The sequence below is a fragment of the Paracidovorax valerianellae genome (assembly GCF_900102625.1).
Taxonomy (GTDB): domain Bacteria; phylum Pseudomonadota; class Gammaproteobacteria; order Burkholderiales; family Burkholderiaceae_C; genus Paracidovorax; species Paracidovorax valerianellae.
Window position 1 is genome coordinate 253,192 of sequence record NZ_FMZC01000002.1, and the last position, 18,933, is coordinate 272,124.

Consider the following 18,933-nt stretch of genomic DNA (forward strand, 5'->3'; position numbering starts at 1 on the left):
GGGCTGCAGTCGCTGCTCTCCTTTTCTTCTGCGATCCGAGGTGGCGGGCCGAAAAAAATGCAACGCGGACGGCATCGGCCGCGCGGCCGCAAACGTAAGATCGGCCCCCACAGCGTGAATCGCTCGACGGGCCGGTGTTGTCAGCGCCGCCCCGTTTCATCGTTCTTTCGACCTTTCCACTACCCACGCACTCACTATGTCTTCCGGCGGATTTCACGTACACGGCCCGCACGACCACGCGGTCGAGCATGCCAGCCAGGGCCACGACGCTCACGGCGGCCACCAAGGCAGCCACGGCGGCGCCGGGCACGAAGGCGGCTTTTCCACTACCAGCAAGATCGCGATGTTCACTGCGATCGTGGCCACGGTGGGTGCCATCTTTTCCTACATGGGCGGGGCCACGCAGGCCAATGCGGGGCTGCTGAAGAACGACGCCGCCATCCGCAAGACGGAGGCGTCCAACCAGTGGAATTACTTTCAGTCCAAGAGCACCAAGCAGTCGCTGACCGAAATGGCGCGCGACCTGGCGCCCGATGACCGCAAGGCCGGCTACCAGACCAAGCTGGACCGCTACGAAACCGAGAAGAACGAGATCAAGGGCCAGGCGGAAAAGCTGGAGCGCGAATCGCTCGACTTCGACCACCAGAGCGAAGCCCAGATGCACCAGCACCACCGCTGGGCGCAGGCCACCACCGCGCTGCAAGTCGCCATCGCCCTGGCGGCCATCGCGCTGCTCACGCGCAAGAAATGGCTGGAATACGGCATGTACGGCGTGGCGGCCATCGGGCTGGGCGTGGGCACCATGGCATTCCTGCACCTTTGAGCCTTTATTCGGTCCTTTTGCCTGCTTTCTTCGTTTCTCTCTTCCTTTTTTTCTTCAATGCCGTTGCGAGGATGCCCTTCATGGCACTGCACCTGATTTATGCACGCGCCGCCAACGGCGTGATCGGCAAGGACGGCACGATGCCCTGGCATCTGCCGGAAGACCTGGCGCATTTCCGCCAGCTCACGCACGGCTGCCCCGTGGTCATGGGCCGCAAGACCTGGGATTCGCTGCCCCCGCGCTTTCGGCCGCTGCCCGGGCGCGCCAATATCGTGGTGACGCGCCAGGCGGACTGGCAGGCCGAGGGCGCCCGGCGCGCGGCCAGCCTGCCCGAAGCGCTGCAGATGGCGGCGGCAGAAGGCAACGGCGCACCCACCTGGGTAATCGGCGGCGCGCAGATCTACGCCCAGGCGCTACCGCTGGCCACGCGCATCGAAGCGACGGAGATCGGGCGGGATTTCGAGGGCGATGCCCACGCCCCCGAGCTGGGGCCGGAGTGGGTGGAAACGGCGCGCGAGCACCATGTGAGCGCGGCGGGCCTGCCGTACAGCTTCGTGACTCTCGCGAAGCGATGACGGGCTGACGGCGGAAGGCGGAAGGCGGAAGGCGGAAGACGCTGCAGCATCGGCTCCGGCCGTTCCGGGCACGCGCGGTCGGTTGGAACTCGCGTGCCACTGATGTTCTTTGCCGTGGCAGCAGCCAAAGCCCCCTGGCCGCACTCTGACCGCGCGGTCAGTGCAGAATCCGCGTGGCGGAATAATCCAATCCGCTGCCGGACTCGGGACCTTCGCGCCCGCCCGTGCAAGCCGCCCTCCTCTTCATAATCAGCCTCCCCCTCCCAGCCGAGCCCACTGTGAAACTAGACGCCATTGACCAAAAGATCCTGGATCTGTTGCAGGAAGACGCGGACCAGCAAGGGGCGGAAATCGCCGCCAAAGTCGGCCTCTCCACCACGCCCTGCTGGCGCCGGGTGCAGCGGCTCAAGGAAAGCGGTGTCATCAAGAAAAGCGTGGCGCTGGTCGATGCGCAAATGATCAATGTCGGGGTGACGGTGTTCGTCTCGGTGCGCACCAGCACCCACACGCAGGAATGGTTCGAGAACTTCAAGGCCACCATCCAGGTCATGCCGGAGGTCGTCGAGTTCTACCGCATGAGCGGTGAAATCGATTACCTGCTGCGCGTGGTGGTGCCAGACATCGCGGCGTACGACCGGGTTTACAAGAAGCTGATCGCCAGCAACCACCTGTGCGACATCAGCTCCAGCTTCGCGATGGAAGAGATCAAGTTCACCACCGCCCTGCCGCTGACCTACGCACGGTAAAACCAGCGATTGCTATATTTTTCATAGCACATCTCCCTAGTGGTTATTGCGCTGGAGGCCTTTTTGACTTAAAGGTCTGCAGCGGCTTTCTGATGCGCCCGTTCAGTTGCGCCACAGCGCCATGCCGCCCGCCAGACTGAAGGCGCGCGCGTGGCCCAGGCGGCGCAGCGCCTTGGCGGCCTGCGCGCTGCGGTTGCCGCTGCGGCAAAAGAACAGCACGGGCGTGTCGGGCGGCAGGGTGAGCCAGTCCGGCAGGGCATTCACCAGCGCCGACAGCGGCACCGCCTGGCGCTGCACGGTGCCGCCCAACTCGGGCGCACGGCCCAGGCGCTGCTCGTAGGGCTCGCGCACATCCACCAGCAACAGCGAAGGCTCGCCTTTCAACAAAGCCTGCAGGGCCGCGGCGTTGAGGTCGCTGGAGGCCGCAGCCGCGCATGGGGAGGCATCCACACGGGCGCCGCACACCATCGGCTGGCCGCCCGTCGCCTGGGGCGCCAGGCTGTGTTCCAGCTGCGCCTTGGCTTCGGCAAACGCCTGCGCATCCAACCGGCCGTCCAGCACCTGGGCCAGCAGCGGCTGGGCGGTGAACTCGGTGCCCAGGGTGCTGGCGAAGCGATCGTCGTAATCGTGACCCGGCAGCAGCAGGGTTTGCGGGCCGAGCACCTGCGCCAGCCGGTGCAGCGACGGCCCGAAGGCGAGCGGCGCGCTCTGGGCGAAATCGCTGCGGCCCAGGGCGCCGGGCATCACGGTGTCGCCCACGAAGGCCAGGCGCAGCCCCTGCGCGCCGTGCAGCAGGTACGTGGTGGAGTCTTCGGTGTGGCCGGGCGAGGCCAGGCGCGTGAGGTGCATCGCGCCTAGGTCGATCCGGTCGGCGCCTTGGGGCCAGCCCAGGGCGTCTACCGCGCCGGCTTCAAAAGTATGGCCGCCCAGCGCAGCACGCAACTGCGGTGCGGATGACGCATGGTCGCCGTGGCTGTGCGTGTCGAGCACCGCCATCAGCGTGTAGCCCTGGCAGCGCACCAGTTGCGCGAGCCGCTCTGTCAGTTCGGGCAGCGGGTCGATCACGGCGCAGCGGCGGCTGGCGGCATCGGCCACGAGGTAGCAGCAAGCGCCGTCCACGACGAAGCGCGTCACGCCCTCGACCGGCGGCGCGGCGTGCTGCGACGGAGCCAGGCAACTGTCGCGCAGCGAGTCGCCGCAGGCCCGGATGCGAGCGCAGGCCTCGTGGATGAAAGCGCTGTCGGCCGCCGGGCCGAACGACAGCCGCACGGCCGAGGCCGACTGCCACGCCGGCAGTTGCATGGCCTCCAGCACGTGGCTGGGCTGGGCCTTGGCCGCGCTGCAGGCCGAGCCGCCGCTGACGCGCACGCCGGCCGCATCGAACAGGTCCAGCAGCAGTTTGGAGCCCACGCCCGGCACAGAAAAGTTGAGCGTGGTGGGCAGGCAGTGCTCGGGCGGCGCGTTGAACACCAGGCCTGGAAAGGCATCCCGCAACGCATCGCCCAGGCGCGCGCGGTAGTCGGCCAATACCGCCGGGGGCTGGAAGGTGGTGCCGTCCTCCAGCGCCGCCAGCACCGCGCCCAGCGCGGCGATGCCCGCCATGTTCTCGGTGCCGGAGCGCAGCGCGCCCTCCTGGCCGCCGCCGGCCATCATGGGCGTGAAGGGGGCGCCTTCGCGCACGTACAGCAGGCCGATGCCCTTGGGCGCGTAGAGCTTGTGGCCCGAGAACGTGGCGTAGTCGATGGGGTGGTCCACCAGTTGCAGCGGCATCTTGCCCAGGGCCTGCACGCTGTCCACCATCCACAGGGCGCGGCTGCCGGCCAGCGCGAGGGCGATGCCCGCCAGATCGCTGACCACGCCGGTTTCGTTGTTGGCCGCCATGGTGCACACCAGCCCGGCACGCGGCGCATGGGCGCGCAGCCAGCCAAGGTCGTGGCGGCCATCGGGCCCCACGGGAATCGGCAGCACCTGCAGGTTCAGCTGCAGCAGCGCATTCCAGTGCTTGAGCGCTTCGGGAACCGCCTTGTGCTCGGTGGCGCCGTAGAGCAGCAGGTCCGGCACGGCCTCGCCCGCGGCGCGCTGCACGCGCAGGCGGTCCAGCGCAGACAGCACCGCCGTCTGAATGCCCTCGGTCGCGCCGCTCACGAACATCAGTTGCCCCGACGGCGCGCCCACCACCCGGCGCGCCCGGGCGCGAACCGCGTCCATCAGCGCACGGGCCTTGAGGCCGGTGCTGTGCGTGCTGCTGGGGTTGCCGTAGTCGTCCGCCATCGCGGCCAGGGCGGCGGCGCGGGAAGCGGGAAGGACGGGCGTGGTGGCGTTGGCGTCGAGGTAGATTTCCATGGCGTTTTCTCGATTTCGATGAATCTTGGTAACTGCGTCCATGGTAAGCAGCCACTATGAGAATATTTTTCTCATTTATCGTCGAAATTAGAAATGCAGCAATCTCTCGCATCGGTGAGACCGGCACTGGAGATAACGTTTTGCCTGCAGCCGTTGCAGCCCCTGTTCGGCCCTGCGCAAGCGGGCAGGCCAAGGGCCTCGTCCACAATAGAGGGTTCGCCGCGGCCCCACTCGGCGCCGCGATGCCACCCCGTGCGGGATTTTTGCAGCGAGCGGTTTTTCGCCGCTGAGCCCACCCCGGTGACGTCGAGAGAAAGCATCCATGCAGCAGGTAGAAAACGCCCCATCCACCGCCCCGTCCACCGCCACCGCTGGCATCCCTGCTCCCGTCGGCGGGCCCGTCACGCCCCCGGTGGGGGCCGACCTGTCGCACCACACGCCGATGATGCAGCAGTACCTGGCCTTGAAGGCGGCATACCCCGACACGCTGGTTTTCTACCGCATGGGCGACTTCTACGAGGTGTTCTTCGCCGATGCCGAGAAGGCCGCACGGCTGCTCGACATCACGCTCACGCAGCGCGGGCAGTCCGGCGGGCAGCCGGTGGTGATGGCCGGGGTGCCGTTCCATGCGCTGGAGAACTACCTGGCCCGGCTCATCAAGATGGGCGAATCGGTCGCGATCTGCGAGCAGGTGGGCGAAGTGGGCGCCTCCAAGGGGCCGGTGGAGCGCAAGGTGGTGCGCGTGGTCACGCCGGGCACGCTGACCGATAGCGAACTGCTGTCCGACAAGGCCGAATCGCTGCTGCTGTCGATCCACCAGGGCCCGCGGGCGCGCTGCGGCCTGGCATGGCTGAGCGTGACGCAGGGTCTGGTCCACCTGGCCGAATGCATGCATGACGAGGTCGGCGCGTGGATCGCGCGCATCGGCCCCAGCGAAGTGATCTACAGCGCCGGCGTGACCGAGCGCTTCGAAGAGCAGCTCAAGGCGCTGCGCCATAACGGCACGTTCGCCTGCCCGTTGAGCCTGCGGCCCGACTGGCAGTTCGACGCCGCCCTGGGCGAGCGCAAGCTGCTGGAGCACCTGGGCGCCGCGAGCCTGAACGCCTGGAGCGCGCAGGACCTGGCCCACTCGCACGCCGCCGCCTCGGCACTGCTGGCCTATGCCGAGCACACGCAGGGCCGCTCGCTCACCCACGTGCATGGTGTGCGCGTGCAGCAGAGCGACGAACTGATCGCCCTGCCCCTGGCGACGCGCCGCAATCTGGAACTGACGCGCACGCTGCGCGGCGAAGACTCGCCCACGCTTTTTTCGCTGCTGGACACCTGCATGACCGGCATGGGCAGCCGCCTGCTCAAGACCTGGCTGCTGGAGCCGCGGCGCGATCGCACCGAAGCGCGCCAGCGCCTGTCGGCCACGGCCGCGCTGCGCGGCACCGGAGCGGGCGCGGGCCCGTGGCAAATCCTGCGGGGCGAACTGCGCGGTGTGAGCGACGTGGAGCGCATCACCGCGCGCATCGCGCTGCGCCAGGTGCGTCCCCGCGAACTGCTGGGCCTGTGCAAGACGCTACAAAAAGCAGAGCAGCTTGCCGGTGCATTCATTGCGCCAGAGCCGTTTTTGGCTCAGATCTTCGAACACCTGCGGCCGCCGGTCGATTGCGGCGAACTGCTGCGCGCGGCCATCCATGAAGAGCCCGCGGCGCTGGTGCGCGACGGCGGCGTGATCGCGGCGGGCTTCGATGCCGAGCTGGACGAACTGCGCGGCATCCAGACCCATTGCGACACGTTTTTGCTCGACCTGGAAACGCGCGAGAAAGCGCGCACCGGCATCGCCAACCTGCGCGTTCAGTTCAACAAGGTGCATGGCTTTTACATCGAGGTGACGAGCAGCCACCTGGACCGCGTGCCCAACGACTACCGCCGCCGCCAGACGCTCAAGAACGCCGAGCGCTTCATCACGCCCGAGCTGAAAACCTTCGAGGACAAGGCCCTGTCGGCACAGGAACGCGGCCTGGCGCGCGAGAAATGGCTCTACGAACAGGTGCTGGACCAGTTGCAGCCGCACGTGCCCGCGCTCACCCGGCTGGCGCATGCGCTGGCCACGCTGGACGTGCTGTGCGCGCTGGCAGAACGCTCGCTCACGCTGAACTGGTGCGCGCCGCAGTTCGCGCCCGAGCCCTGCATCGAGATCGAAGGCGGACGCCACCCGGTGGTGGAGGCGCGGCTGGCCGAGACCTCGTCCGGCAGCTTCATCGCCAACCACACGCGGCTGAACGCCAACACCCGCATGCAGGTCATCACCGGCCCGAACATGGGCGGGAAATCGACCTACATGCGGCAGGTGGCGCTGATCGTGCTGCTGGCCAGCATGGGCAGCCACGTGCCGGCCACTTCGTGCCGGCTGGGCCCGATCGATGCGATCCACACGCGCATCGGCGCGGCCGACGACCTGGCCAATGCGCAATCGACCTTCATGCTGGAGATGACCGAGGCCGCGCAGATCCTGCATTCGGCCACGCCGCACAGCCTCGTGCTGATGGACGAGATCGGGCGCGGCACGAGCACCTTCGACGGCCTGGCGCTGGCCAGTGGCATCGCCACGCACCTGCACGACCGCACCAAGGCCTTCACGCTGTTCGCCACGCACTACTTCGAGCTGACCGAGCTGTCGGCCCGACACCAGCACGCGGTGAATGTGCACGTGGGCGCGACCGAGTCGGGCTCGAACATCGTCTTCCTGCACGAGATCCAGCCCGGCCCGGCCAGCCGTAGCTACGGCATCCACGTCGCCCGCCTGGCGGGGGTGCCCGGCCCGGTGCTGAACCACGCCCGCCACACGCTCGCCGCGCTGGAGCAGCGCGCGAACGAGGGCGAGACGCAGGTCGATCTGTTCGCCGAACCGCCCGATGCCGACGGCCCGCTGGTGAGCCCGGTGGAGGCGGCCCTGGCCGACCTGCAGCCCGACACCCTGAGCCCGCGCGAGGCGCTGGACGCGCTGTACCAGCTCAAACGGCTGGCCCGGGCTTAAGCGGCGCAGGCCGCCTGCGTTCTGCCAGCTTATTCGGCCGCTGCAGCGTCGGGCTGCGGAGCCTTCGGCGCGCGTTCGAACTTCGTCTTGGCGGCGATCTGCTGCCGGTCGGACAGGCCATCCATGTCGCGGTACAGGTGCACCGAAAGCGCGATGTCGCCAGAGGTGTTTTTGAGGCTGTGTGGAATGCCCAACTCCGTCGGGCCGAAGCCGTCCATCGACCCTTGAAGTCGCTCGTTCTTCTTGTCCTTGACGGCCAGAGGCACAGGCGCGCCCTCGGGCGTTTCAGTGGGGGAATAGAGCCGCTCCCACAGGTTGCCCTTCAGCACGAACGACGCGCATTCGTTGGGATGGTCGTGGATCGGGGTTTTCTGGCCATCGGCGAATGCGAACAATTGCAGGCAGAACGATTCGCCGGCCTCTGCATGGCTGTGAAGCAGGTAGCGGCCATAGCCCGCCAATTCACCGCTCTTGGGTTGGTAGACGTCGGTCGATAGCTGGGCCTCTTTCAGCAGGCCATCCAGGGCGCCTGCCACGCAGTCGCGCACATCCTTGCCCGCCGCGATATCGGCCTTCACCGAGGCCTGGCCCAGGAACGATCGAATGCCTGCCTCCAGGCGTTTCTGGTTGCCGATGTGCTTTTGCTGGTTCTGCGCGGAAACAGCGGTGTAGACCTTGTCGAGCGCAGCTTCGCGGGTGGCGATGTCTTTGGCGTCGGCGCCGGGCAAAGCGATGCGTGGACGCTTTGCAGCCGCCGAAGCCTGAGACGCGTCCGAAGAGCGCGCCGGCAAGCCATCCAGGCGCGCGTCGTTGGCGGATTGACTGTTGGCCGGGGCAGGCCGCTTTGCCGACGATGCCGTATCGGCGATGTCGGTGCGGTCCGTCCGCGGGGAAGATGAGCGGGAGGGCGAAGCAATGGAACTGGTGGTCATGGGTTTGAAACGTGGTGAATCAATGAATGAAGGGATAAGGCGAGACAAGCCGGAATGGCGGGAACGGCGAAGTAAATGCCGCTCACCACCCACCTCCATTTTTCAAACCGTGGCCGAAAACAAAGAGCGCCATGCGAAGCGCGTAGTGGCAGGTGCGAATGTCTTTCCATATAGCGGAAAGATCTCAACCCATCTGCGCGCTGCCTTAAACGCTTTTCACGGCGTGCCGGCCTGCGCCCTGCCAGCGGGGCCATGCACCAGAATGGCGACAACCCTCTACACTCGACCCTTTGTTCCCAAGTTGCCCCCCATGACGTATTGCGTCGCCATCAAGCTCAATGCCGGACTGGTTTTCCTGTCCGATTCCCGCACCAACGCGGGCCTGGACCAGATCAGCTCCTTTCGCAAGATGATGATCTACGAGAAGGCTGGCGACCGTTTCATGGTGCTGCTGTCCGCCGGCAACCTGAGCATCTCGCAATCGGTGCGGGAGCTCCTGCAGTCCGAGCAGCTCACCGACCGCGACGGCGGCGAGCCCATGACCATCTGGAACGCCAAGAGCATGTTCGACGCCGCGCGCGTGCTGGGCGCGGCGGTGCGCCATGTGTACGAGCGCGATGGCGCGGCGCTCAAGCGGTCCGGTGTGGATTTCAACGTGTCGCTGGTGTTCGGCGGGCAGATCCAGGGCGAGGGCATGCGCTTGTTCCAGGTGTATTCGGCCGGCAACTTCATCGAGGCGACCTCGGAAACGCCTTACTTCCAGGTCGGCGAATCCAAATACGGCAAGCCGGTGCTCGACCGGGTGCTGACCCCCGACACCCCGCTGGACGAAGCCGCCAAGTGCGCCCTGGTGTCGATGGACAGCACGCTCAAATCGAACCTCTCGGTGGGCCTGCCGCTGGACCTGGTGGTATACGAGGTCAACCAGTTCGCCACCGACAAGATCGTGTGCATCGACGAACACAACCCCTATTTCCGCATGCTGCACAACAGTTGGGGCGAGAAACTGCGCGAGGTGTTCGACAGCATCGAAGACCCGGCCTGGCATGGCGGCTTGACCGAAGTGCCGCTGAAGGTGGAGCCTTCGCGCAGCCGCCCGATCAAGAAGATCACCAATCCGCGCGACAAGCTCGTCTGACGCCTTTTCGGCCGCGCCCTGCAGCAGCATGCTCCCCATCGTCTTCTCGCACGCGAACAGCTTTCCTGCAGGCACCTATTCGGTGCTTTTTCGCCACCTGAAGGACCGCGGCTTCGACGTGACCGCCCCCGACCGCTACGGGCACGCGCCCGAGTACCCGGTCACCAACAACTGGCCGCACCTGGTGCAGCAGCTCGCCGACTTCGCGCAGCAGCAAGTGCAGCGCGTGGGCGGGCCGGTTTTTATGGTCGGGCATTCGCTGGGCGGCTTTTTGAGCGTGATGGCGGCGGCGCGGCACCCTGATCTGGCGCGCGGCGTGCTCATGATCGATTCGCCCCTCATCAGTGGCTGGCGCGCCAGCGCGCTGGGCATGGCCAAGCAGACACAGCTGGTGGGATCGGTCTCGCCCGGCAAGGTGAGCCGGGCACGGCGCAACGCCTGGGCCAGCCCCGATGAGGCGCTGGAGCATTTCCGCAAGAAGAAAGCCTTTGCGCAGTGGGATGACGAGGTGCTGCGCGACTACATCCGCCACGGGCTGACCGAGCAGGACGGCAAGCACGTGCTGCACTTCGACCGCGCGGTCGAAACTGCCATCTACAACACCCTGCCCCACAACCTGTCGCAACTACTGCGCGCGCACCCGCTGCGCTGCCCCGCGGCCTTCATCGGCGGGCGCGCCTCCGCCGAAGTGCGGCAAGTGGGCATGGCGATGACGCTCAACATCACCCAGGGCCGGGTGATGGTGCTGGACGGCAGCCACCTGTTCCCCATGGAGCAGCCCCGGACCACGGCCGCCGCCATCGAAGCTTCTCTGCTGAACCTCTCAGGCATTCAAAAAGAAAAAGCCTGACCGGGCAACCGCCCGACGCACTGCCGGCTGCGCGCACGGCGGGCACCTTGAGCAGGTCCAGAACGCTCGCGCAAAGCAGCGATTCGCTCCGTAGTTTCTTCGTTCCCGCCACCGCAAAAACCCTCGGTTCAGCGGCCTTCGCCAGCGTTACGCACGAGGGCGTGTAAAAAAATGGAATCTTCCTAAAAGTTCACCTACACTGCGGCAGCGTTACAAGGTGATACATCGTGATTGATCCCGAAACATCCTGCCGTGATAGCCATCGCTTAGAGCCCCTGGGCCCGCTCTCGTCCCTTCCGCGCCGCCTGGCCTGAGCCGGGCATGCATGGTCGTTGCTGTTGAGCCACCCGCCGCCATGCGCTACTTTGTCCTCTGCCCGCGCCAACGTCTCGTGAGCGCCATGGCGCGCTGCCTGGGCGGGCTACGTGGCTGGTTTGTGCTGCTGGCCTGGCTCATCGGTGCCAGCGTCCACGCTGCGCAGCCCCTGGTGCTGCGCGACGGGATGCCGCCGACGGACCTGTGGCCGGCCTTCACCGTCATGGCCGACCGCACCGCGGCGCTGACGGCCGAAGAAGCCTTGGCACGCCCCACCGCCTTCGCGGTGCCGGCGCATGCCAGCGGATCGCTCGGGCTTCGCAAGGGCGCTGTATGGCTGCGCGCATCGCTGGTCAACGGGGCGAGCGCCAGCACCGACTGGATCGTCAACATCGACTACCCGGCGCTGCACCAGGTGGACATTTACCTGGCGCGCGATGGCCGCATCGCGCAGCACGCCGCGCTGGGCAACCTGCGCAGCTTCAGCCAGCGGCCGTGGCAGTCGCGCACGCCCGCCATGGGCTTGCACATGGTTGCGGGCGCGTCGTATGAACTGCTGGTGCGCGTGCGCACGGGCGGCGCGATGATCGTGCCGGCCACGGTGGCGCAGGCTCCGGCTTTCGTCGAGGCCGCGCTGGCCGAGCAGATGCTGCAGGGCCTGTTCGCGGGCTTGGCCACCTGCCTGCTGATCTACAGCCTGGGGCAATGGGTGGGGGGCAGCGAGCGGCTCTTTCTGTATTACGCGTTGCTGGTTGCATCCAGCGCGGGCTTTTGCCTGCAGCTCTTCGGGATCGGGGCACAGTACCTGTGGCGTGACCAGCTCTGGATCGAACTGCACATCGCCAGCCTGTGCGGCTTCACGGCCCTGTCGGCGCTGTTTCTGTTCATGGGACATGCGCTGGTGGAGGGTGCGCCGCGCGGCGGGTTCCTGCGCGCGATGCAGGCAGGTGCGGCCATAAGCACCGCGCTGGGCGCCGCCTTTCTGGTGGACGTGATCGGCACGCGCACCGCCATGGTTCTGCTGAGCGTGCTGAGTGCCCTGCCGTTGCTCATGAGCGTGCCGGTGGCCTGGAGCCGCGCGCGCCGCCGTGATCCGCTGGGCACGACCCTGTTGGCGGCTGGCGCGGCCTACCTCGTCGCGGCCGCCGGCATGGTCTGCCTGGCGCAAGGTTTGCTGCCGGCGAACTTCTGGACGCTGCACGCCTTTCAGATCGGCGCGGTGGTGAACATGCTGCTGTTCATGCGCGTGCTCGGGCTGCGCACGTTGGCGCTGCGCACGGCCGCGCAAGTGGCCCGGCGCGAGCGCGACGCGATGCGTTCGCTGGCCCACACGGACCCGCTCACGGGGCTGGCGAACCGCCGCGGGCTCGACCTGGCCCTCGCCGCCGCGATGGCCCGCTGCACGCCCGACCATCTGGCGGCCGTCTACATGCTCGACCTGGACGGCTTCAAGCCCGTCAACGACTGCCACGGGCATGCCGTGGGCGACCAGCTGCTGGTCGCCGTGACGGCACGCCTGCACGAACACCTGCGCCATACCGACACCGTCGCCCGCATCGGCGGCGACGAGTTCGTGGTGATGGCCAACGACCTGACGAGCCCGGAAGAAGCGCACGAACTGGGCACCCAGCTGCTGGACGCGTTCCGCCGGCCCATCGTGATCGGTGCGCTCGAACTGCAGGTGGGCCTGACCATCGGCTATGCGCTAGCCCCGCTGGATTCCACCGAGCCCACCCTGCTCATCAAGCTGGCCGATGCCGCCATGTACAGCGGCAAGCAGAGCGGCAAGTTCTGCGTGCGGCGCAACACGGGCGATCTGGCGCTGTCCTCGGCATGAGGCCCCGCACGGTTGACCGCCAGCTTTCCTCTCCCATTCCACCCTTTCCCCTGACTTTCAAACCAACCCCAAGGAGCTTTCCCCCATGGCCCATCGCAAGAGTCCCGACCGCATTGCCAAGGACGCCCGCGTCGCCCACCTGAGCGCGCTGGCCGCCAGCCAGCCGGCGGACGACCCGACACCCTGGCAGGCGCTGGCCGCGCTGGAATACGGCCTGCTCGGCTACATCGTGCTGCCTGGCAACACGCACTACGAAGAAGACCGCCAGGAGTCCAACCCGGCCTTCCAGTCCTACCCCTGGGTAATCGTCTACTGCAAATGCGAGAACGACGTGGCCCTGTGCCTGGCCTACGCCCGCACTTTCAATGCCTGGGTCGCCGTGCGCTGCGGCGGCCACAGCACGGCCGGCTATTCGGTCAACAGCGGCATGGTCGTTGACCTGAGCCTGATGAGCGGCGTGGTGCTGAACCCCGGCCAGCAAACGGTGAGCGTGCTGCCTGGCACCAATTTCGACGCCTTCAATGCGTCGATGAACAACACGGGCTGGCACGTGCCGACCGGCGCCTGCGGCAGCGTGTGCGTGGGCGGCTTCGTGCAGGGCGGAGGCTATGGCTATACCTCGCGCGCCTTCGGCATCCAGAGCGATCTGGTGCAATCGATGCGCGTGATGCTGGCCGACGGCAGCACCGTCATCGCCAGCGAGACCGAGAACGAAATGTTGTACTGGGCGCTGCGCGGCGGCACCGGCGGCAACTTCGGCGTCGTGCTGCAGGTGACCTACCGCATGGTGCCGCTGGCCCAGGTCTGGGCGTGGTCCATCAGTTGGGACGCCGCGCATGCCGCCGAAGTGCTGGCACTCATGCAGACCAGCTACATGAAGACCGGCGCGCCCGATGCGCTCGGCTACATGATGAATCTGGGCTACTACAACGAGGTGGCCGTGTACATGGTGCAGGGCATGTTCTGCGGCACGCGCGACGACGGCATGAAGGCCATCGCCTCGCTGCTGGCCGTGCCGAGCGCCCAGTTGCTCGTGGACAAGGTGGGCACCTATCCCGACATGAACGTGTACCTGGAAGACCAGCCCTACACGCTGCCGCAGAACCTGCCAGAGAAGGTGTGCGAATCCAAGGCCAGCGCGTACATCCCGCAGCCGATGACGCAAGCCCAGTGGCAGCAGGTGGTGGATTACTTCAACACGTCGCCCAACAAATGGTCCCTGGCCTACCTCGAACCCTACGGCGGCGCCATCAACCGCTACCCCGTCTCCGACAGCGCCTTCATCCACCGCGACGTGGCCTGCGACCTGGTGGTGGACGTGTTCTGGCAAAACGAGGAAGAGCGGGGCCACATGGAAATGTGGCTGGCCGGCTTCATGGAGCTGGTGAAGCCCTGGCTGAGCGGCGCCGTGTACCAGAACTACCCGGATTCGACGCTGGAAAACTTCGCCGATGCCTACTGGGATGCGGCCACCTACGCCAAGCTCCAGCAGGTCAAGCTCCGGTACGACCCGACGAACTTCTTCCACTACGCGCAAAGCATCGCGCTGCCGAAGATCCTCGGCGAATGATGGGCAGGACTCTGAAGCGCCCTCGTTTGCTTTAGGGCGCTTCCAGAGCGCCTCCAGGGGGCTTGGCGAAGCGTCGGGGAGGAGCGAAGCAGGCGCCGGTCACCGTACCCGCCCGGCGGCACCGCCCCGCTTCTCGATCAAGGGGGCGGCGGCAGTTCCGCGTGGCGCACGCAGCCCGACCCTGCCCGCTTGGCCGCGTACATCGCCTGGTCGGCGTGGCCCATGAGCACCTCGATGTCGCCCTCGATCGGCGGGTAGGTCGCCACGCCGATGCTCGCGCCCACCCGAACATCGCAGCCCTCCACCCGCATCGGCTGGGCGAGCGCATCGATGATGCGGTGGCCCATGCTGCTCGGGGCGCTGTGGGTCACGTCGGTATCCAGCATCACCAAAAACTCGTCGCCGCCCAAGCGGGCCACCGTGTCCTGCGCGCGCACCACGTTGCCCAGCCGCTTCGCGACGAGCCGAAGCACCTCGTCGCCCACTTTGTGGCCCTGTTCGTCGTTGATCTTCTTGAAGCCATCCAGGTCGATGAAGAGCAGCGCCACGGTCCCGGCATGGTGCCGCGCGGCCTCCAGCGACCGCTCGCAGCGGCGGTGGAACGCCGAGCGGTTGTACAGCCCTGTGAGCGAGTCGTGGTTGGCCAGGTACTGCTGCTGGCGCGAGATTTCGATCTTGGCGGACACGTCCTGCACCAGCGACATGATCGAGGTCACCCGGCTCTCCGCATCGGTGAGCGCCGAGTTGAACCACTCGCAATGCATCTCCTTGCCGTCGCCACGCAAGAAGCAGGTTTCCACCCGGTTCTGCGATTCGCGGCCGGACTGCAGGTTGGCCAGGGCCTGGGTCAGGTTCTCGTCCATGGCGGCGGTGCCCGGCAGCGCCAGCAGCGAGCGCGCCTCGATCTGCACCACGTCTTCCCAACCCATCAATTGGACGGCGCGGCGCGAGCAGTGCAGCAGCCGCAGTTCGTGGTCCATCTCCAGCACCGCCAGCGGGCTGTTGTCCATGTGCGAAGACAGCCGCTGGTTGGCGGCGCGCAGGGCGTTCATGGTGACCTGCAGCTCATGCACGTCGAGAGCGGTGGTCACGAAGCCGTCGATCTCGCCCTGGGGGTTGCGCCAGGGGGCCAGGCAGATGGTGCGCCATTCCTCGAAGCCCTCGGGGTTGTGCACCAGGCGCTGGTAGTTCAGGCGCTCGCCGCGCAGCACGCGCTCCACGAACGGCATGAAACGCGAATGGTTGTAGTCGCCGTACAGCTCCAGCAGCGTCTTGCCGACCAGCTCGACCGCCGGGGCGCCGAACCAGCGGGCATATTCGTCGTTCACATACACCACGCGCTGCTGCCGGTTCACCACGGCCACGGTGGCCCCCACGCTGCGTGTGAGCAGGCCCAGCATCTCTTCGGCTGAAAATTCCGGCGCCGACCCCGATGCGGGCAGCGCGCGAAATCCCTGCAGCTCGTTTGGCGTCATACGGCGGGAACCCTTGACTGTTGTCGTTGGCAGCGTGGGCAACCAGGGGAGATAGGCGGGCGCAGCGGCAGCCTCCCGCCACCGTGCACCCCGCCTCCGGGTTGCGCGGGGCAGCTTATCATTTTCTGTTACCAGACCGCCAGGGCTTTCACGCCTGGGAGACCGCTCGGCCGCAGGCTTTCGGCCTCAACGGCGCCTCAATCCGCCCAGGTGACCCATCCGGTCCAGGCCGTGATCAGCACCACGATGCCGAAGCCGATGCGGTAATACGCGAACGGCACGAAGCTGTGCGTGCTGATGTAGCGCAGCAGCCAGCGCACGCAAAGCCATGCGCTGATGAACGAAAACACCAGCCCCACCGCGAACAGCGGCACATCCGCCACCGACAGCAGATGCCGCTCCTTGTACAGGCTGTAGACGCCCGCCCCGATCAGCGTGGGAATGGCCAGAAAGAACGAGAAATCGGTCGCGGCCTTGCGGGAGAGTCCCAGCAACATGCCGCCGATGATGGTGGCCCCGCTGCGGCTGGTGCCCGGCACCATGGCCAGGCATTGCGCCAGCCCCACCTTGAGCGCATCGAGCGGCGTCATCTCGTCCACCGTTTGCACGCGCACCGCGCGCGGCGAACGGCGCTCGGCCCACAGGATCACGAAGCCGCCCACGATGAACGTGCTGGCCACCACCACGGGCGTGAAAAGATGCTCCTTGATGAGCTTGCCGAAGATCAGCGCCAGCACCACGGCCGGCAGAAAACCGATGATCACGTTGAGCGCGAAACGGCGCGCCTGCCGCTGCGTGGGCAGCGCCACCACGGTGTCGCGGATCTTCTGCCAGTACACCAGGATGACCGCGAAGATCGCGCCCGTCTGGATCGCGATGTCGAAGACCTTGGCCTTGTCGTCGTCGAAACCGAGCAATGAACCCGCCAGGATCAGGTGCCCGGTGGAAGAAATGGGAAGAAACTCGGTCAGGCCCTCGACCACCCCCATGATGGCGGCCTTGACCAACAATACGACGTCCACTGGCGCTCCTTGAAATGACAGGCCGGATTATCGGCGCCCGGCCGTTTGCCTCGGCGCAACTGGCGCAAGTCCTGCAGGAGTGCGTCGGCGCCCCAAGCGGCCGGCGCGTCCGTGAGGCGTTGGCGCAGCAGTTGGCCGCAAGAAAGAAGCAGTAACCCAGCGGCGCGGCTGGCTCAACTGCAGGCGGCCGGGCCGCGCTCGCCAGGCCTATGCGCGGGCTCGCTAGAAGTAACCGTGCGCCGGTCCTTGCGCTTCTTCATCGTTGGCCGCGGCCCCCGCCCCCACGGGCTCTTGAACCACCACCTGGTTCCTGCCACCCTGCTTGGCCAGGTACATCGCGGCATCGGCGCGCGCGAAGAACTCGAGAGCCGTCTCCCCCAACACGTATTGGGTGACGCCGACCGACACCGTCACCTTGCCCTTGAGCCAGGGGTTGTCCCAGTCGTGCGATTCGATTTGCACACGGATGCGCTCGCAGGTATTGAGCGCGGGTAGCAAAGGCGTTGCGGGAAAGATCACCAGAAACTCTTCCCCGCCATAGCGCCCGAAGAAATCGTCCGTCCGCACGGCGTTCTGGCCCAGCTTGGAGAAAGTGCGCAGCACTTCGTCGCCTTCGAGGTGGCCCATTTCGTCGTTGATGCGTTTGAAATGGTCCAGGTCCACAACGGCCATGCACAGCGGAATCCCGCTCTCGTCGGCCAGTTGCTTTTGCTCCTCCAGCGCGGCCAGGATGGCGCGGCGATTAAGGCACCCCGCCAAGGCATCCTGGCGCGAGCTTTCGGTGATGGATTTCATCTCGCTGCTCTTTTTCTGCAGCAGCCGGTGCAGCGTGCGCACCCGGCCCATCAACAGCACATAAGCCGGCAGCGCCAGCGCCAGCGCCACCATGTGCAGCACTTCCAGCCGCAGCAGCGCGGCGTTTTCATCGCGGCCATAGTGCAGCCCAGCGATCGCTCCATAACCGACCAGAATGCCCACGCACACCGCCAGCGCCATGTCGCGCGACAGCGTGAACAGGCCATAGGCCATCACCACGAAGAGAAAGGGCGTCAGGGCGATCTGGGTGACGGGCTCCAGATAAAAGACGAGCAACAGCGCGCTCGATGCCCCGACCACGATCGGCAGGCGCATCTGCCGGTCGGCAAATCGCTCATGCAGGCCCGCGTAGAAAAGCCCCATGAACGACACGACGAGCACCGCGATCAGCCCCGCCACCACCACCACCGTCGAAAAATCCACAACGCCCAAGGCATAAAAAGCCAGGGCACATGCTAAATACAGCAAACACAGAAGAACGGGAACCACCCGCGTGCGGGGCCGATTCAAGCGTTGCTTCAGTACCAACGCAACACCCAGTTCCGAGTGGTGCGAAAACGTCGAAACGTCGAGTTCGTTCAATTCCTCGCTCATGGGAAACGCGTCGGTGTTCTCGAAACGCATGCGCCTCCGGGCACGCCAATTGGCCCACACATCAGTAAAACCCATGGAATTGCTTTCCTTACGATCGATCCACTTGCCCGTATCGCGACGCTGACGTGCAAAAATTGTTTGCGAATATTACATATCGGTTCACTCACCACAATAGCAAAAGATTAAGAGACGGCTTTTCGATTGGCTTTGGGATGGCGGAAATGCAGATGGTTCAAGGCAGATCAGCATCGGAGCTCGAACCGGATCGGCTTTTGGTCAGCACTGCCAAAAAATGCGGTGGATTTTTTGCAGCGGTGGTGGCTATTTGCGAACCACAAGCGACTGGGGTTAACCAGTGAGCTTCGCGGCGCTTTAAGTGATTGATCAATCAAGGATTTATTCCTGAGAGTTCAAATTGAACTGCCACAGACCCTTGGTAGGGATGAGGTTCGCTAAGACGAAAGGATTTTTTGAAGCAGGGTCCAGAGTTATAAGGACCCGGTCGCGCCCCATGCGGGCGCGTGGGTTGAAATACCCTCTTTCCAGTCGGCTTTCTTGGCTTCCACAGTCGCGCCCCATGCGGGCGCGTGGGTTGAAATATCAGGTCGCGCAAATCGTCGTTGGCAAGAATCTGTCGCGCCCCATGCGGGCGCGTGGGTTGAAATTGCTTGCGAGGGCGATGCCATCCAGTGCGCGATTGCCCGTCGCGCCCCATGCGGGCGCGTGGGTTGAAATCGCTCGGATGGTCCCGACCGTCCCGCGCTCGGAGATGTCGCGCCCCATGCGGGCGCGTGGGTTGAAATCTGGCCGCTGGCCGATCTGGAAAAGAGCGGGTGGAGTCGCGCCCCATGCGGGCGCGTGGGTTGAAATAC

General features: G+C 66.0%; 14 protein-coding genes and 1 CRISPR repeat array. Of the genes, 9 read left to right on the forward strand and 5 right to left on the reverse strand.

The window, feature by feature from the left end; all coding sequences use genetic code 11:
• Positions 1–196 precede the first annotated feature (196 nt).
• The 3 genes from BLT03_RS03875 to BLT03_RS03885 all read left to right on the forward strand — a co-directional run bounded on the left by BLT03_RS03875 (position 197) and on the right by BLT03_RS03885 (position 2,144).
• The gene (locus tag BLT03_RS03875; protein ID WP_092740504.1) at positions 197–823 is read left to right on the forward strand and encodes a DUF4337 domain-containing protein; all 627 of its coding nucleotides are present in this window, start codon (positions 197–199) and stop codon (positions 821–823) included.
• Positions 824–903: 80 nt separating this feature from the next.
• The gene (locus BLT03_RS03880; RefSeq protein ID WP_092741049.1) at positions 904–1,398 is read left to right on the forward strand and encodes a dihydrofolate reductase; all 495 of its coding nucleotides are present in this window, start codon (positions 904–906) and stop codon (positions 1,396–1,398) included.
• A 278-nt stretch (positions 1,399–1,676) separates the two neighbouring features.
• The gene (locus BLT03_RS03885; RefSeq protein WP_245711230.1) at positions 1,677–2,144 is read left to right on the forward strand and encodes an Lrp/AsnC family transcriptional regulator; all 468 of its coding nucleotides are present in this window, start codon (positions 1,677–1,679) and stop codon (positions 2,142–2,144) included.
• A gap of 102 nt (positions 2,145–2,246) precedes the next feature.
• Here BLT03_RS03885 and BLT03_RS03890 read toward each other — a convergent pair whose 3' ends face one another.
• Entirely contained in the window at positions 2,247–4,487 is a 2,241-nt protein-coding gene (locus tag BLT03_RS03890; RefSeq protein WP_092740506.1) for an aminotransferase class V-fold PLP-dependent enzyme, read from the reverse strand.
• A gap of 442 nt (positions 4,488–4,929) precedes the next feature.
• On the opposite strand from BLT03_RS03890, the gene mutS reads away from it, so the two are divergent.
• Positions 4,930–7,512, forward strand: coding sequence for a DNA mismatch repair protein MutS (gene mutS, locus BLT03_RS03895; protein ID WP_092741053.1), 2,583 nt, complete (start codon positions 4,930–4,932; stop codon positions 7,510–7,512).
• A 29-nt stretch (positions 7,513–7,541) separates the two neighbouring features.
• Here mutS and BLT03_RS03900 read toward each other — a convergent pair whose 3' ends face one another.
• Positions 7,542–8,444: a cysteine dioxygenase gene (locus BLT03_RS03900; protein WP_175537656.1), complete on the reverse strand. Its 903-nt coding sequence runs from the start codon at positions 8,442–8,444 to the stop codon at positions 7,542–7,544.
• Positions 8,445–8,754: 310 nt separating this feature from the next.
• Here BLT03_RS03900 and BLT03_RS03905 point away from each other — a divergent pair, with 310 nt between their 5' ends.
• The 4 genes from BLT03_RS03905 to BLT03_RS03920 all read left to right on the forward strand — a co-directional run bounded on the left by BLT03_RS03905 (position 8,755) and on the right by BLT03_RS03920 (position 14,154).
• Positions 8,755–9,582: a proteasome-type protease gene (locus tag BLT03_RS03905; protein ID WP_092740510.1), complete on the forward strand. Its 828-nt coding sequence runs from the start codon at positions 8,755–8,757 to the stop codon at positions 9,580–9,582.
• A gap of 28 nt (positions 9,583–9,610) precedes the next feature.
• Positions 9,611–10,432 carry an alpha/beta fold hydrolase gene (locus BLT03_RS03910; protein WP_092740512.1) on the forward strand — a complete coding sequence of 274 codons (822 nt, stop codon included), beginning with the start codon at positions 9,611–9,613 and terminating at the stop codon, positions 10,430–10,432.
• A 355-nt stretch (positions 10,433–10,787) separates the two neighbouring features.
• The gene (locus BLT03_RS03915) at positions 10,788–12,584 is read left to right on the forward strand and encodes a diguanylate cyclase (protein ID WP_245711231.1); all 1,797 of its coding nucleotides are present in this window, start codon (positions 10,788–10,790) and stop codon (positions 12,582–12,584) included.
• A gap of 85 nt (positions 12,585–12,669) precedes the next feature.
• Positions 12,670–14,154: an FAD-binding oxidoreductase gene (locus BLT03_RS03920; RefSeq protein ID WP_092740516.1), complete on the forward strand. Its 1,485-nt coding sequence runs from the start codon at positions 12,670–12,672 to the stop codon at positions 14,152–14,154.
• Between the two features lie 137 nt (positions 14,155–14,291).
• Here BLT03_RS03920 and BLT03_RS03925 read toward each other — a convergent pair whose 3' ends face one another.
• From BLT03_RS03925 to BLT03_RS03935, 3 genes are all read right to left on the reverse strand, one after another.
• On the reverse strand, positions 14,292–15,629 hold the full coding sequence (locus BLT03_RS03925) for a diguanylate cyclase domain-containing protein (RefSeq protein WP_092740518.1): 1,338 nt from the start codon (positions 15,627–15,629) through the stop codon (positions 14,292–14,294).
• A gap of 197 nt (positions 15,630–15,826) precedes the next feature.
• Positions 15,827–16,651, reverse strand: a complete 825-nt coding sequence (locus BLT03_RS03930) for an undecaprenyl-diphosphate phosphatase (protein WP_092740520.1) — start codon at positions 16,649–16,651, stop codon at positions 15,827–15,829.
• Between the two features lie 222 nt (positions 16,652–16,873).
• Positions 16,874–18,091 carry a GGDEF domain-containing protein gene (locus BLT03_RS03935; RefSeq protein ID WP_245711232.1) on the reverse strand — a complete coding sequence of 406 codons (1,218 nt, stop codon included), beginning with the start codon at positions 18,089–18,091 and terminating at the stop codon, positions 16,874–16,876.
• Between the two features lie 95 nt (positions 18,092–18,186).
• Here BLT03_RS03935 and BLT03_RS23755 point away from each other — a divergent pair, with 95 nt between their 5' ends.
• Positions 18,187–18,420: a hypothetical protein gene (locus BLT03_RS23755; protein WP_139160314.1), complete on the forward strand. Its 234-nt coding sequence runs from the start codon at positions 18,187–18,189 to the stop codon at positions 18,418–18,420.
• A gap of 142 nt (positions 18,421–18,562) precedes the next feature.
• Positions 18,563–18,931: direct repeats of the CRISPR family, unit length 32 nt; unit sequence GTCGCGCCCCATGCGGGCGCGTGGGTTGAAAT.
• Positions 18,932–18,933 lie beyond the last annotated feature (2 nt).